This window comes from Clostridium paridis, assembly GCF_016765615.1.
Classification (GTDB): Bacteria; Bacillota; Clostridia; order Clostridiales; family Clostridiaceae; genus Clostridium_T; species Clostridium_T paridis.
The window spans coordinates 54,605-69,087 of sequence record NZ_JAESWA010000022.1 but is presented as its reverse complement, the minus strand read 5'-3'; the positions used below and the strand labels follow the sequence as shown (position 1 = coordinate 69,087).

Sequence of the window (14,483 nt, the reverse complement as noted above, 5' to 3'; positions counted from 1 at the left end):
TTCCTATGAACTAAAGGAGGAAGCTTTAATGAGTGATGATAAGAATTTAAAAAAAGGTGAGCATGAGAAAGCTATGGTTAGAGCAAAAGATATGCTAGATAAAGGTATAGGAATTACAGAAATCATTGAAGAAACTCACTTAAGTGAAGAAAATGTTATGAAGGCAATGAAAAAGCTTGAAGCAAAATCTTAAAATATTTGTATTATAAGAGTAGTAATAAGTTTAAGAGTAAATTCTTAAACTTATTTTTTGTTTTGAAATTAAAACAAGATAAGACAGTTGGTATCAATTATGTTAATATAAGGATATATAATTTGGGGGTAAATAAGATGCTTAAAATAGAGGATTTATATAAAGAAAAAGATAACAATGTAATTAAGAATATAAATATTGATTTACAAGCAGGCAATTCTATAAGCTTAGAGTGTTGTAATGAGGTAAGTGATTTACTTTTAGATATAATATTAGGTAAAGAGATACCGGCGAAAGGAAAAGTCTATTTAGAAGATAAATTAAATATTACTTACTTTAAAAAAAGTATTAGTGAAATAGGGGTTATCCTTAGAGAAGATAGTTTTTATGAAAGAATGTCTATTAAAAGCTACATGAAGCTTTTTGAAGAGATTTTAGGTACAAAGATTAATTATAAAGAAATCTTACTAAAGGTTGCATTATTAGATATTGAAGACACTGAAATAAAGAAATTAAATTATTCTCAAAGAAGAAGATTAAGTCTTGCTAGAGAGAGGTTAAAAGAACCTAAACTTTTAATTTTTCAAGAACCAATTCTTAATATGGATAGAGAAGGTGCAAAGATAATTATTGAAAATATTGAAGAAATGCGCTCAAATGGAACTGCTGTGTTAACTACGTCACTTCTCTTTAAAGATACCCTAATGCTTGGAGATAAAGCATATAGACTAAATGAAGAAGGACTTATTGAAATTGAAAACAACAGTGATGAGAATGATAGAGGAGAAGAAATAGATAAAAGACCTGTATATAAAATAGAAAAGATTCCAGCGAAGGTAGATGAACGCATTCTACTTTTTGACCCTACAGAAATAGATTATGTGGAAAGTGATCAAGGTATAAGTACATTAAACATAAGAGGAGACAAGTTCCCCTGTAGTTTATCTCTTACGGAATTAGAAGATAGATTAAAGTATTTTGGATTCTTTAGATGTCATAGGTCATATTTAGTAAATCTTCAAAGAGTGAGGGAAGTAATTACATGGACAAGAAATAGCTATAGTTTAAATTTAGATGATAAAATAAAAAGTTCTATTCCATTATCTAAAGGTAGGTTAGAAGAATTAAAAGCAATTTTAAAACTATAATTTCAAGTAATAAATGATCCACTCAGATTTAAATATACTCCATTGAGCTTTTTTATATAATCATTAAGCACTTAAATTCATCCATTGAACCCGTAAAATACTCCTTTTAAGGTAAATTTATGGTCAGACTATTAAAACACTGCAATAATTAGACCATGGAAACAAAGGGAGGGAAATTACATGGACAACATTATTTCTATGAAAAATGTAAGAAAGGATTTCAATAAAAACTCAGCGTTAAAGAATGTAAGCATTAATATTACAGAAGGAGAAATCTTTGGATTTTTAGGACCAAGTGGAGCAGGAAAAACAACAACAATTAAGCTGCTAACTTCTCAATTAAGTCCAACTAGCGGAGAAATAAAAGTATTTGGCAAAAATGTTATATCAAATAGAAAAGAGATATTTGAAAATACAGGAATTCTTTCAGATACTAGTGGTGTTTATGAGAGACTATCGGTGCAAGATAATCTTATGCTATATGCTGATATTACTGGTACTCCTAAAGAAAATGTTAAAGAAGTATTAGAGCAAATGGGTATGAGTGAGTATTCAAAAAAAGAAGGCAAAAAGCTTTCAAAAGGAATGAGACAAAGATTGATGTTAGCAAGGGCAGTACTTCATAAACCTAAATTATTATTCCTAGATGAGCCTACATCTTCATTAGATCCAGGAACAACCTTAGAAATTCATAAGATGCTTAAAAAACTTAATAAAGAAGGAACTACAATATTTTTAACCACTCATAATATGGAGGAAGCTGACAAGCTTTGTCATAGAGTTGCATTTTTAAATGATGGAGAAATAGTAGATATAGGAAATCCTGATGAATTGAAGCTTAAATATACAAACGATAATATCAAAGTAATATTAAAAGATGAAAATAAAGAAATAATGATTAAGAATAATTTTGAAGGTGCAAAGGCAATTAAAACATGGATAGAAGAAGAAAGACTTCTAGCAATTCACTCAATGGAGCCAAGCTTAGAAAAAATATTCTTAAATCTTACTGGGAGGGAACTATAATGGAGCTATCATTGAGAAAAATAAATGCACTATTTAAAAAAGAAATAAAAGATTTAGGCAAAAATATGAATGTATCTATTATGTATTTTCTGCCTATTATCTTTAGTGTTATATATTCGAAGATACTTGGGGCAAGCTCCTCTGAGGAAGGTATAGGAAAATCTTATATATTAATCATGTGTTTAGGTATGAGCCTTACACTAATAACAGGTTTTTGTATAGCAATGCTTATTGCGGAGGAAAAAGAAAAAAATACTCTTAGAACACTTATGCTTTCAGGGGTATCTGCTGCAGAATTCCTTGCAGGAAAGGCACTTATAACACTTCTTTTAACAGAAATAATTGATATTGTAATCTTCTTCATAATTGGGATTGAAGTTAAATATTTAGGAATATATATACTTCTTACAACTCCAGTGATATTCACAATGATTGAACTAGGAGCAGTAATTGGAATCCTTTCACCCAATCAAATGTCTACTGGAGTAATTGGAATGCCTGTACTTTTTGTATTTCTTATGCTGCCAATATTCTCAAGATTCAATAAAACTTTTGAAACCCTTGCAGGAATTATACCTAACACGCATATGAATACAATGTTAGAAAAGTCATTAAAAGGAGAAGCATTAGGCTCAGGTGACATTAAAAGAATTGCAATAATGATAGCTTGGATAATAATTGGAGCATTAATTTTTGTATTTGTATATAAGAAAAGGGGCTTGGATAAGTAAAATTAATTAGTATTTAAAGCTTGGAGCTGCAACTTAAGGATGCAGCTTTTAATGTTGAAAAAAAATAACAAAATTGATGGGATTCTAAAATTTGGATATAATATTATTTAAATAAATTATTGGGGTGGGCTAAATATGAGAAATTTATTAAGAATAACAGATTTATCAAAACATGATATTGAAAAAATATTCAAAAAAGCAAAAGAATTAGAAGATAATAGTAATATTGAATATCTAAAGAATAAGACTTTTGTACTTTTCTTTCCTAATTCAAGTATTAGAACTAGAGTAACTTTTGAAAAAGGAATAACATCTCTAGGTGGACAAGTCATATTGTTTCCAAGTGATGCACTAGTTAAAAAAGAAGATATAAAAGATGTAGTTTCATACTTAGAAAATTGGGCTGATGGAATTATAGTAAGACATCCGGATATTAGTTTGATTGAAAAAATGTGTGAATATACAAAAATTCCAATTATTAATGCAATGACAAGTGAAAATCACCCTTGTGAGATCCTTTCAGATTTATATTCCATAAAAAAGCTAAGAGAACATTATTTAGATTTAAAATATACGTTTGTTGGAGCAGATGGAAATATAGGTAGGTCATGGGCAGAAGCATCAAAAGTACTGAAGTTAAAATTAACTCAAGTTTGTCCACAAGGTTATGAAATGAGTGGAGATTTAGGAGAGTTTAAAGTGTTGAATTCTATGGAAGAGGGGTTAAGAAATACTGATATAGTTTTAACTGATCCATTACCTGAAATGAATGAGAGGTTTGAATCTTTCCAAGTTACAACTGAACTCATGCTAAAAGCCAATGAGAATGCTTTATTAAATCCTTGTCCTCCATTTTTTAGAGGGGAAGAGGTTTCAGCAGAAGTTATTGAGTCGAAATATTTTGTAGGTTATGAATTTAAGAAAGCATTGCTATATGTTCAACAAGCTATAATATTATTTTGTTTAGAAATATAATTAACAATAAAACTTCTTTTATTATAGAAAAAAATGGTATAATCTATATCGAGGGGAGTGGTATAAAATGGAAAGAGTGGCGCTTTTAAAGTGTACTGAATATGATGTAGATATTATTGAAAAAAAACTTAGAGAAGGTTTTGAGCTTTTGGGTGGAACGACATTTTTAAAAACACTTATACCTAAAGATAGTAAAGTGCTTCTAAAACCTAATTTATTAAGTGTTATTGAAAAGGGGTCACCAGTTATAACCCATTATGCTTTTTTTGAAGCTGTTATTAGAATTGTTAAGGAATATAGTAATAATATAGTTTTTGGAGATTCACCGGGTTCTGAAGATACAAGAAAAGCAGCAGAAAATTCAGGGTTAATGGAAGTAGCTAATAAATATGGAGTAAAGTTTGTGGATTTTAATGAGGAAGTTCATGTTGAACTTGAGAATCCAATTATGTATAAATATTGGAATATAGCAAAGGCACCATATGAAGCTGATGTAGTTATTACTCTTCCAAAATTAAAAACTCATGCCATGATGTACTATACTGGAGCAGTTAAGAACCAATTTGGGTGTATACCCGGTAGAAAAAAAGCTGAGTGGCATACAAAACTTCCAGAACCAATTAAATTCAGTAAGATGTTATTGGATTTAAACTCTGTTGTTAAAACAAGTTTTGCAATACTTGACGGAATAATAGCTATGGAAGGGAATGGACCTAGAAACGGTACTCCTAAAAAAATGGATACTATAATCATGGGAAAATGCCTTAGTGCAGTAGATTCTACAGCCGTAAGACTTATTGGTTATGACATGGTATTAGAAGTACCATTTTTAAATGTGCTCATGAAACTAAATGGGGAGCAGTACTTCCAGAAGAAATTGAGGTATTAGGTGAAAAAATTGAAAAAATGAGATGCAAGAATTTTAAGCTATCTCGTAATGCAAAAGTGGTTAACTTTTTGACTCCAACCTTAAATAATTTGGTTTCCTCGCTAACTGCCCCAAATCCAGTCTTAATAGAAGATAAATGTGTAGGATGCAAAAAATGTGACGAGGTATGTCCAGAAAGACCAAAGGTAATATCCTTTGTTGAAAAAGATAAGAAATTAAGACCTAAATGGAATTATAGTAGCTGCATTAGATGTTTTTGTTGTCAGGAACTTTGCCCAAGAGGGGCAATTGAAACAAAGCATAAAGCTATAAGTAAAAGATTTGGGGTGAGGTAGTTACTGGTTTTATAAGGTTAAAGGCATAAATGCCTATGAACGAATAGCAGCCCATACATTCATGAATATATTTGGAATATAGAAAATATAAAAAGTTCTTTGGTACGTCCATAGAGCTTTTTTGATTATACAATAAGTATAATCATTGGTTCACTATGTAGTGAAATAAATGTGATAATAATAGTAAAATAGTGAATTGTAGAGATACTTTTAGTATTAGAGAATATTTGAACTACAGGGAACGTATTTAATGATTGCAAGTTTTTAGGTGAAAATATATAATTAAGTTGTCACTAGATAGTGAATAAGTAATAAGAGGTGAATAGGTTATGAGTAATATCTGCATTATAACAATGGAAAATAGAAGGCTCTATCCAGCACAGGTTTATGAAACTAAAGATAACCAATTAGAAGTACCACTAGTAAGTATTGATGCTATTTATAATTTATTATACAAAAGAGAAAGTATATTGGTTTTAGCTAATCAGTATGATCAAATGGGAATAAAATTAGAAAATTTTAACGGACATTTAGAAAAGTCGGATATAAAAGCAATATTTATAATAAATGATGAAGAAAATATAAGAAAGATTAATGAAGTAATGACTCTATCAGAAGCAGCAAAAAAGTGGGGATTATCTGATGGATCTACCATTAGAAAAGCTATAGAAAGAGGCAAGTTTGAACAGGATGAAATAAAGCAGGCAGGTGATGTATGGATCACTACCTATTCTGCAATGGAAAAAGTATTTGGAAATATAAAAAATGAGGATAATGAGTTCATCATTTATGATGATTTAGAAAGTTGTATTTATAAACTCTATAATAAAGATGGTGCATTAGATTATCTTAAAGATGAAGAACTGGAGAGAAGAACAAAGGAAAATGATCATTTATACCAATATATAAAGAAAGTATTTGTTAAGGCTTTAGAAGCTATAAAAAAAGGCCGTAAGGTGATAATCAAAAAAAGTAGAAATAACAAGGTAAAGCAGGTAATGTGCACTGAAAAAGAGTTATTCAGTTATATAGAACTCCTTCCTTATTTAAGGATGATGTCAATGAAAAGAAATGAACAATTGATAGATGAGCTTAAAAATAATAAATGATAAGAAAAAGTACCGTAAATTTTTTTACGGTACTTTTTATGACATTTATTTAATACTAAGTAAATGATAGTTTGAACGATTTTTCAAAGTATTAATAAATAAAGAATCTAAAAAATGGATCAAATTTGTACATTGGGTATTGATAGTTATATGGCATATTATTTTGAGTATTACATGGCATATGATTTTGAGTAGCATATGGCATATAATTTTGGTTAGTATATGGATTATAATTATACATTGGGTTAAGGTTTTGATTTTCTAAAGACTGTTGATAAGGGTGAGATTCATATTCAAAAGCATAAATTTCATAATTAAATTTTTCAGGATTATGGTCCTCTTCATGATGCTCTTTTTCATGCTCCTCACAATGCTGTTCTTTGGATTTTTTATGTCTAAATTCTTCTGATTCAGTATTAGGTTCTTCGATTGCAGCATCTGGGTCTTGAAAAAACTCTTCATCATAGTGGGTCCTTGCCATAAAATATGGATTAGGTATAAATGGCATTTGAGTAAAATCAGGATACTGATTTATAGTTTTCGGAAAATAGATATTTTCAGAATCAAGTTCATACACATTTTCATTATTTTCAATTAATTTTTCAGCTTGCATTTTATACTCCATTAAAATTTTTATTACACTAAATGATATATGTGAATATAAAAAAAAGGTGAATAATAAGGATTTTATGTATAATCATATAAAATGATTTAAAGTGATATAAAGTTATATTTGTATTATAATATATTAGAAGGTTAATATTAACGATTTTGGAAGGATGTATATTGGTGGATAATGAGAAAAATAAAAGAGCTTTACTTGTGATAGATATACAAGAGGATGCAACTGGAACAAAATCGAAAAGTCCCTATAAAGATACAAATAAACTTATTAATGATGCAAATCTAATCATTAATGAAAGTAATAAAAAAGGAATAGCTATTATATATATAAAGCATTATTTTAAGAATAATTTCTTTTATAGATTAATTAATAGAAATAGGTTTATTAAAGGAACACCAGGAAGTGAAATAGATTCACGAATAAATATTATTGGTAATAATATTTTTACAAAGGAAAAAGGAGATGCATTTACTAATTCAGACTTGAATGATTTTATTATGGAGAAAGGAATTAAGGAACTATTTATAATAGGACTAGATGCAGCCAATTGTGTATATAAAACATCTAAAGGTGCTAAATATAGAGGATATAAGGTTTTTGTTATAGTTGATGCAATTGTAACATCTAATATGGGGAATATGCCTAAGATACTAGAGAAATTTAAACAAGGAGGAATAGGGCTAATTTCTTTTGAAGAGTTTAAAAAATTGACTAAGAGAAGTAACTATTTAATCAATGTATAGATAAAAATTTAAGAATTAAGGGATGAAGTTATGAAGAAAGTTATATCATTTATGATAATACTCTTGATTATTACACAAGGAATAGTTTTATATATGTTTTTTAGTGATAAACTAGCAAGTTATCAGGAAAATATTATAAATACAATTTGGATAGGTTCAGCAGTACTTGGAACACTTTTTGGGATTTTATACTTTAGGGTAAATAAGGAAAGTAAAATTCCAATAAATACAGCGTCAATAATAGCAATGGCAGGTTTAATAGCATTTCCATTTCTGCTTTTTAGATATTGGTTAGTGGTATTTGGTTTATTTATATTGGCATTGAGTTTACATTTTTATAAGTATAGAGATAATAAATTTACTATTTTTCCTGTATTATCAACAATAATAGGAGTGTACTCAGGCGGTGTATATTTTTTAATGAGATGGATAGCTTCAATGTAGGAGGGTTTTTATATGAATAATAATATAAAAGCTATTTTATTTGATTCAGGGAGAGTGTTAAATGGCCCGGTAACAGGAAGTTGGTCTATTTCACCCAATTTTTACAAATATATTAATAAGAAAAAGTTTAACTCACCTTTTTTAAAAAATAAAAATAATGCTATGAAAAAAGCTTGGAGATATATAAATTCACAAACTTTAATTGCAACTGAAGAACAAGAGTACAAGCATTTCACAAATTTTTTTGAAATACTTTCAAGTGAATTACCAGAGCTTGAATTGACCAAAGAAAAAGTTGAATTACTGGCTAAAGATTTTGTTTATAACTATGATAAATATAAATTCTATGACGATGTATTTGAGATAATACCAGATTTATGCAAAGATTATAAATTAGCAGTAATATCTGATGCATGGCCATCATTAGAAAATGTATTTAGACAAGCTAATTTACGTAATTATTTTTCTTCATTTATTATCTCTTCTAAAAAAGGAGTAACCAAGCCAAATGAATTGATGTACAAATATGCCATTGAAGAACTAGGGGTTAAACCTGAAGAGGCATTATTTATTGATGACAATCCAAGAAATTGTGATGGAGCAAGTAAGTTAGGGATTAAAACAGTTTTGCTTAATAGAGGAAATTTATTATTATTAAGAAATAAAGTAATTATTAGAAGTAAACATAAAGTAATAAGAAATTTAAATGATCTAGTAAACTTATTAAATGAGTAATTTTGTTTAACAGAGCTTTAAAGGAGGAATTGAAATGGAACCTAAGTGGTTGACCTGGGCTAAAGAACTACAGTTAATTGCACAAGCAGGTTTAACATATTCAACTGATAAGTTTGATCTTGAAAGATTTCAGCAAATAAGAGATTTATCAATTAAGATACTAAGCGAATATACCGAGATTAGTAATGAAAAGATAAAAGATTTATTTTGCAATGAAGTTGGTTATCAAACACCTAAAGTAGAGATAAGAGGTGCAATATTTAAGGATGATAAAATTTTATTAGTTAAGGAAAGTATTGATGGATGTTGGTCTTTGCCTGGAGGTTGGGCAGAAGTAAATTTATCCATTAAAGAAAATGTAGCAAAAGAAGCTATGGAGGAAGCAGGTGTTAAAGTTATACCACAAAAATTAATTGCTGTTCTAGAAAGAAGCAAACACTATGAAGAGCCATTTCCATATGGCGTATATAAAGCTTTCGTACTATGTGAACTTGTTGATGGTGAATTTAAAAAGAATATTGAAACAGTAGCTAGTGACTTTTTTGATGTAACTAATTTGCCGGAGTTATCTCTAGGTAGAAATACTAAAAAGCAAATAGAAATGTGCTTTGATGCCCACAAAAATAAAGACTTTATAACAATATTTGATTAAGAATATTAAAGTAGTATGAATTTATTTCATACTACTTTATTTTTTTTGCATTTTGTTTTAGCCCTAAATTGCAAATCGAAATGCAACCCTTCGATTTCATTTAAGTTATAAGTTTTTTATTTTAATATATATGACCAGGAGGTTGCATCCTGGCTTACAAAAGATTGGATTATACCAATCTTTTTATATTCCTAAGTTTAAAATTCATATATCCTAAAAGAGTTGGCGGTAGAATGGAGGATATATGTCTAAATTTTTTACTTATGAAGAAAGACTCGATTTGCAAAAATTTTTAAAAGAAAGTCTTTCCTTCAAAGAAATTAGTCGCAGATTAGATAAGAACCCAACTACTATATCTAGAGAAGTTCGCAAATATAGTGCAGAAGTTGCTACTGGTTTTCCTGTCTATCCATTTAACGCCTGTAAGAACCGTTTCAGCTGCAAAGCAAAAGCTGTACTAGAAAAACTACTGTGTACTGTAAGCTTTGCCAATCCTGTAATGACAACTGCTCTAATTTCATTTTAGAAATCTGTACTGCTAGGTTTCGTGTTCCATATGTTTGTAATGGTTGTGAAACACTTAGTAAATGCTCTCTATTAAAAAATATTTACGACGCGGAGCGTGCGCATCTCAAAGCACATGAATCTATAACACAATCCAGAAGTGGGTTATGTGTTTCTGAGGCGGAAGTGGATCGGTTAAATAAGATAATCTCACCACTTGTTCAGAATGGACAATCTATACACCAAATCTATGTGAATCATGAAGATGAACTTATGTGCAGCGAGAAAACAATTTATAACTACATTGATGCCTGCCTTTTTGATGTCAGAAATATTGATTTACCACGTAAAGTAAAGTTTCGTGAACGCTACAAAAAGCCAGAGTTTAAAGTAGATAAAGGATGTCGTATTGGCCGTAACTATGAAGCATTTAGTGCATTTATTGATAAAAATCCTGATACAGCGGTTGTTCAGATGGACTCTGTCATTGGAACAAAAGGCGGTAAATGTCTTTTGACTATTCACTTTGTTGATTGCAGCCTGATGCTTGCATTCCTGCGGGATGCAAATACTTCAAAGTCCGTTACGGATGTATTTAATCATCTCGATAAAGTACTTGGGAAGGAGTTGTTTTCAGAGTTATTTCCTGTAATACTTACAGATAACGGAAGTGAGTTTTCCAATCCAAGATCCATTGAACATCGGGTTACGTTCCCATTTTTTCGTACCAATGTATTTTACTGTGATGCAGGTAGTCCTTATCAAAAAGGTGCTATCGAAGTGAATCATGAATTGATTCGTCGAGTTATTCCTAAGGGTGCCAGCTTTGACCAACTCACACAGGAAGATGTTAGTTTAATGATGAATCACATTAATTCATACAAAAGAAAAAAGCTGAACAACCGTAGCCCATACGAAACGTTCAGCTTTTACTATGGAGAAGAAGTACTACATAAACTAGGATGTTCACAGGTTGCCGCCAATGACATCATGTTGAAGCCTACTCTTCTCAAAAAATAATAATATAAACAGTGCCGCCAACAGCTCATAAAGAACTGAAATCAGAGGTGGATTCTCCGATTACAAAAAAATCGAGAGGGAGTCGACCTCCATTTAGCATGCTTATTTTAATTATAATACTTTAATAAAAACCAAAAATCAAACTGCATTTGGGTTACAAAAGTTGTTTTTCATTTACAAAACCTGCATTTCGGATACAAAAGTGGCATTTCGTTTACAAATATTGAATTGTCGGTTTCAAAGATTGCTTTTCGTTTTACAAAGTGGCATCTCGTGCTTCAATTAACCCATTTTGTTTTAGCATTAAAATATATATTAATAAATGTAATATATATTTGACACAAATTAATATATATTATAATATTATATATAGAAAGGACGGTGAGCAGATGGCAAAAAACTTGAGAATAAAAGCTGCAAGGGCAGCAATAGATATGACACAAAAGGACTTAGCAGAAGCAGTTGGTATCACAAGACAAACTATGAATGCCATTGAAAAAGGTGATTATAATCCAACAATTAAATTATGTATTGCTATTTGCAAAGTCTTAGGTAAGAAATTAGATGATTTATTTTGGGAGGAATAGTTTATGAGAGATAATTGTGAATTTGATGAGAGACAATTGTGGGTTAGAGGAAATGTGTTTAAACATGTTGTAATTATCATGGCAGTATTACTTTTATTAGATGCATTTTTAAAAAGTTCAGATATTTACTGGGCTGATGAAATGTACTCAAATATCATTATATTAATGTTTGCAACTATGGTAGGATCTGTAGAGATGATTCTTCAGGATGTATACTTGGGCAAAAGAAATAATCATAAAATTATTATTGGATTAATGGGCTTAAGTGGAACAGTAGCTTTTGCAATGTCAATATTTGAATTGCTAAGTGGGAAAAGCAAATTTTTATTAAATGGTCAATTAACTAATGTAGGTTCAGGGTTAATAACAGATTTATTTATATTAACCATTGTAATTACCTTTATAGTAAAATCAGTTTATAATAAGAAACTAGAATTAGAAGAATAATTTGAAATTATAAATATCAATTAACATGAGCATAATAACTCTATAACAACTAAAGGAGTGATTATTATGGCAGTAAATAAAAATCGTAAACCAGATAAAAGTAGATCACAATTTGAAAGGGTCGAATATGATATACCTACAGATGAAGTTCAAACAAATACTTCGCATACAGCAAATAAACCACAACCTAAATTTGTTAAAAAATAATACTTTATATTTTTAATGCCGTATATTCTACTTGGAATTACGGCATTTTTATTTAAACTTAATATTGATTATCTTTAATATAATTGTAAAATTAATTATATCGATAGAAAATTATATTGTACCATATGATGGAGGACACAATGAATAAGACAATAGGTATATTAGCTCATGTTGATGCAGGAAAAACAACTTTGGCTGAGCAAATACTTTATCATACAAAAAGTATTAGAAATAGAGGAAGAGTAGATCATAAAAATACTTTGCTAGATAATCATAATATAGAAAAGGATAGGGGAATTACGATATTTTCTGACCAAGCCTTATTTAATTATAATGATTCAGCATATTTTTTAATTGATACTCCAGGACATATTGATTTTTCACCTGAAATGGAGAGAGCTATTAATGCAATGGATTATGGAATTATTGTATTAAGTGGAGTTGAAGGAGTACAAGGACATACAGAAACAGTATGGCAATTACTAAGAAAGTATAATAAGCCAACCATTTTCTTCATAAATAAAGTAGATAGAACATCAGCAAATACTGAAAGGGTTCTAGATGAAATTAAGACTAACTTAACGAAAGATGCGATTTTCATTTCAAAGGAATTTGCTAAGAAGCCTTTAAATGAAGAAGTTATAGAATTTATAGCAGAGCGAGATGAAAAGCTACTTGAACTATATTTAAATGGTGATTTTGAGGAAGCTTTATGGATAGATTCTCTTAAAAAGATGATTATGGAGAATAAAATATTCCCATGTTTTTGTGGTTCAGCTTTACAAGATATAGGAATTGAAGAATTTATATATGCTTTAGATAAGCTTACCCATACTCAATATAATGAAAATGATGAATTTGGTGGACAAGTATATAAAATTAGATATGACGAACAGGGAAATAGAGTAACTTATATTAAAGCATTAACTGGTAAATTAAAGGTTAGAGATGAAGTGAAAGTAAATGAAGCTACGGAAAGATATACTGAAAAAATTACTCAAATAAGACTCTATAATGGTAATAAATTTAAAGCAGTTGATAATATATCCGCAGGAGAAGTTTTTGGAGTTATTGGACTAAACGAAGCTAAGGTTGGTGACGGGATAGGAAACTATTTTGAAGAAGTAAATTATGAAATGATACCAACATTAAAATCTAAAGTGATTTTTGATAAGTCTTTAAATATAAAAGATGTGTTAAATAATTTTAGAATTTTAGAAGCTGAAGATCCTTCTTTAAATGTTGAGTGGAATGATAAATTGCAAGAAATACAAGTTAATATAATGGGTGTAATTCAATTAGAGGTCTTAAAACAGTTATTAGAAGAGAGATTTAGGCTTAATGTTGAATTTGGGCCATGTGAGATTTTATATAAGGAAACCATATTAACTGAAGGAATAGGATATGGCCATTTTGAACCATTAAAGCATTATGCTGAAGTTCACTTAAAGCTTGAATCAGCTGAAAGAAATAGCGGAATAATTTTTGAAAATCAATGCCATGCTGATGACATGACAATAGGTCACCAAAACTTAGTGAGAACTCATATATTCGAAAGGGAACACCATGGCATACTAACAGGATCACCTTTAACAGATGTAAAAATAATTTTATTAACTGGAAGAGCTCATAATAAGCATACATCTGGTGGAGACTTTAGAGAAGCCACCTATAGAGCATTAAGGCAAGGTTTAGAAAGTTGTAAAAATGCATTGATAGAGCCATTCTATAGATATAAAATTGAAGCACATATAGATAATATGGGAAGACTATTATCAGATATAGAAAAGTTAAATGGAAGCTTTCAAACACCTGAAATTAATAATGAAAAAGTAATTATTATAGGAAGAGGACCAGTAGCCACCTTTATGAATTATGGAACTGATTTTGTGGCAATTACTAAAGGAAAAGGGAAATTAAACTTCATATTTGATGGATATGATATTTGCCATAATGAGAATGAAGTGATTGAAAAAATAGGTTATAACAGAAATGCTGATATAGAATATACTTCAACTTCGGTATTTTGTTCAAAAGGTCAATCATTCTTGGTAGATGGAAGTGAAGCAAAAGATTATATGCATTGTTTAAAATAAAGATTTTGTTAATAAGA

The 14,483-nt window shown here is 29.5% G+C and carries 15 protein-coding genes and 2 pseudogenes; 16 read left to right on the top strand and 1 reads right to left on the bottom strand.

Going from position 1 to position 14,483, the window contains the following annotated elements:
• Nucleotides 1-28 precede the first annotated feature (28 nt).
• The 7 genes and pseudogenes from JK634_RS07940 (at nt 29) to JK634_RS07910 (ending at nt 6,406) form a co-directional block, all read left to right on the top strand.
• On the top strand, nt 29-193 hold the full coding sequence (locus JK634_RS07940; RefSeq protein ID WP_202767112.1) for a hypothetical protein: 165 nt from the start codon (nt 29-31) through the stop codon (nt 191-193).
• A gap of 137 nt (nt 194-330) precedes the next feature.
• The gene (locus tag JK634_RS07935) at nt 331-1,341 is read left to right on the top strand and encodes a LytTR family transcriptional regulator DNA-binding domain-containing protein (RefSeq protein ID WP_202767111.1); all 1,011 of its coding nucleotides are present in this window, start codon (nt 331-333) and stop codon (nt 1,339-1,341) included.
• A 180-nt stretch (nt 1,342-1,521) separates the two neighbouring features.
• Nucleotides 1,522-2,367, top strand: coding sequence for an ABC transporter ATP-binding protein (locus JK634_RS07930; RefSeq protein ID WP_202767110.1), 846 nt, complete (start codon nt 1,522-1,524; stop codon nt 2,365-2,367).
• Nucleotides 2,367-3,098 (top strand): ABC transporter permease, encoded by a 732-nt coding sequence (locus JK634_RS07925; protein ID WP_243425584.1) that lies wholly within the window; start codon nt 2,367-2,369, stop codon nt 3,096-3,098. Before JK634_RS07930 ends, JK634_RS07925 begins: the two co-directional genes overlap by 1 nt.
• 135 nt (nt 3,099-3,233) lie before the next feature.
• A complete protein-coding gene (locus JK634_RS07920) occupies nt 3,234-4,073 on the top strand; it encodes an ornithine carbamoyltransferase (RefSeq protein WP_202767108.1) in 840 nt (279 codons plus the stop codon).
• A gap of 67 nt (nt 4,074-4,140) precedes the next feature.
• Nucleotides 4,141-5,297: pseudogene (locus tag JK634_RS07915) on the top strand (DUF362 domain-containing protein).
• Nucleotides 5,298-5,626: 329 nt separating this feature from the next.
• A complete protein-coding gene (locus JK634_RS07910; RefSeq protein ID WP_202767107.1) occupies nt 5,627-6,406 on the top strand; it encodes a helix-turn-helix domain-containing protein in 780 nt (259 codons plus the stop codon).
• Nucleotides 6,407-6,497: 91 nt separating this feature from the next.
• Here JK634_RS07910 and JK634_RS07905 read toward each other — a convergent pair whose 3' ends face one another.
• The gene (locus JK634_RS07905) at nt 6,498-7,019 is read right to left on the bottom strand and encodes a hypothetical protein (RefSeq protein ID WP_202767106.1); all 522 of its coding nucleotides are present in this window, start codon (nt 7,017-7,019) and stop codon (nt 6,498-6,500) included.
• 176 nt (nt 7,020-7,195) lie between these two features.
• Here JK634_RS07905 and JK634_RS07900 point away from each other — a divergent pair, with 176 nt between their 5' ends.
• From JK634_RS07900 to JK634_RS07860, 9 genes and pseudogenes are all read left to right on the top strand, one after another.
• Nucleotides 7,196-7,774 (top strand): isochorismatase family protein, encoded by a 579-nt coding sequence (locus JK634_RS07900; protein WP_202767105.1) that lies wholly within the window; start codon nt 7,196-7,198, stop codon nt 7,772-7,774.
• A gap of 30 nt (nt 7,775-7,804) precedes the next feature.
• Nucleotides 7,805-8,218 carry a hypothetical protein gene (locus tag JK634_RS07895; RefSeq protein WP_202767104.1) on the top strand — a complete coding sequence of 138 codons (414 nt, stop codon included), beginning with the start codon at nt 7,805-7,807 and terminating at the stop codon, nt 8,216-8,218.
• A gap of 12 nt (nt 8,219-8,230) precedes the next feature.
• Nucleotides 8,231-8,953 (top strand): HAD-IA family hydrolase, encoded by a 723-nt coding sequence (locus JK634_RS07890; RefSeq protein ID WP_202767103.1) that lies wholly within the window; start codon nt 8,231-8,233, stop codon nt 8,951-8,953.
• A 34-nt stretch (nt 8,954-8,987) separates the two neighbouring features.
• Complete coding sequence (locus tag JK634_RS07885) at nt 8,988-9,605, top strand: NUDIX hydrolase N-terminal domain-containing protein (RefSeq protein ID WP_202767102.1); 618 nt, start codon at nt 8,988-8,990, stop codon at nt 9,603-9,605.
• A gap of 244 nt (nt 9,606-9,849) precedes the next feature.
• Nucleotides 9,850-11,129, top strand: a pseudogene (locus tag JK634_RS07880) (IS30 family transposase).
• Nucleotides 11,130-11,518: 389 nt separating this feature from the next.
• Nucleotides 11,519-11,716, top strand: coding sequence for a helix-turn-helix transcriptional regulator (locus JK634_RS07875; protein ID WP_202767101.1), 198 nt, complete (start codon nt 11,519-11,521; stop codon nt 11,714-11,716).
• Nucleotides 11,717-11,719: 3 nt separating this feature from the next.
• Entirely contained in the window at nt 11,720-12,163 is a 444-nt protein-coding gene (locus JK634_RS07870; RefSeq protein ID WP_202767100.1) for a hypothetical protein, read from the top strand.
• A gap of 66 nt (nt 12,164-12,229) precedes the next feature.
• On the top strand, nt 12,230-12,370 hold the full coding sequence (locus JK634_RS07865) for a hypothetical protein (protein WP_202767099.1): 141 nt from the start codon (nt 12,230-12,232) through the stop codon (nt 12,368-12,370).
• Between the two features lie 140 nt (nt 12,371-12,510).
• A complete protein-coding gene (locus JK634_RS07860) occupies nt 12,511-14,466 on the top strand; it encodes an elongation factor G (protein ID WP_202767098.1) in 1,956 nt (651 codons plus the stop codon).
• Nucleotides 14,467-14,483: the final 17 nt, after the last annotated feature.

Bases quoted from the DNA above. Each gene is read 5' to 3' on its own strand.
- JK634_RS07870 (WP_202767100.1), top strand. From the start codon at position 11,720: ATGAGAGATAATTGTGAATTTGATGAGAGACAATTGTGGGTTAGAGGA.
- JK634_RS07905 (WP_202767106.1), bottom strand. From the start codon at position 7,019: ATGCAAGCTGAAAAATTAATTGAAAATAATGAAAATGTGTATGAACTT.
- JK634_RS07860 (WP_202767098.1), top strand. From the start codon at position 12,511: ATGAATAAGACAATAGGTATATTAGCTCATGTTGATGCAGGAAAAACA.
- JK634_RS07925 (WP_243425584.1), top strand. From the start codon at position 2,367: ATGGAGCTATCATTGAGAAAAATAAATGCACTATTTAAAAAAGAAATA.
- JK634_RS07940 (WP_202767112.1), top strand. From the start codon at position 29: ATGAGTGATGATAAGAATTTAAAAAAAGGTGAGCATGAGAAAGCTATG.
- JK634_RS07910 (WP_202767107.1), top strand. From the start codon at position 5,627: ATGAGTAATATCTGCATTATAACAATGGAAAATAGAAGGCTCTATCCA.
- JK634_RS07920 (WP_202767108.1), top strand. From the start codon at position 3,234: ATGAGAAATTTATTAAGAATAACAGATTTATCAAAACATGATATTGAA.
- JK634_RS07865 (WP_202767099.1), top strand. From the start codon at position 12,230: ATGGCAGTAAATAAAAATCGTAAACCAGATAAAAGTAGATCACAATTT.
- JK634_RS07875 (WP_202767101.1), top strand. From the start codon at position 11,519: ATGGCAAAAAACTTGAGAATAAAAGCTGCAAGGGCAGCAATAGATATG.
- JK634_RS07885 (WP_202767102.1), top strand. From the start codon at position 8,988: ATGGAACCTAAGTGGTTGACCTGGGCTAAAGAACTACAGTTAATTGCA.
- JK634_RS07935 (WP_202767111.1), top strand. From the start codon at position 331: ATGCTTAAAATAGAGGATTTATATAAAGAAAAAGATAACAATGTAATT.
- JK634_RS07890 (WP_202767103.1), top strand. From the start codon at position 8,231: ATGAATAATAATATAAAAGCTATTTTATTTGATTCAGGGAGAGTGTTA.
- JK634_RS07895 (WP_202767104.1), top strand. From the start codon at position 7,805: ATGAAGAAAGTTATATCATTTATGATAATACTCTTGATTATTACACAA.
- JK634_RS07930 (WP_202767110.1), top strand. From the start codon at position 1,522: ATGGACAACATTATTTCTATGAAAAATGTAAGAAAGGATTTCAATAAA.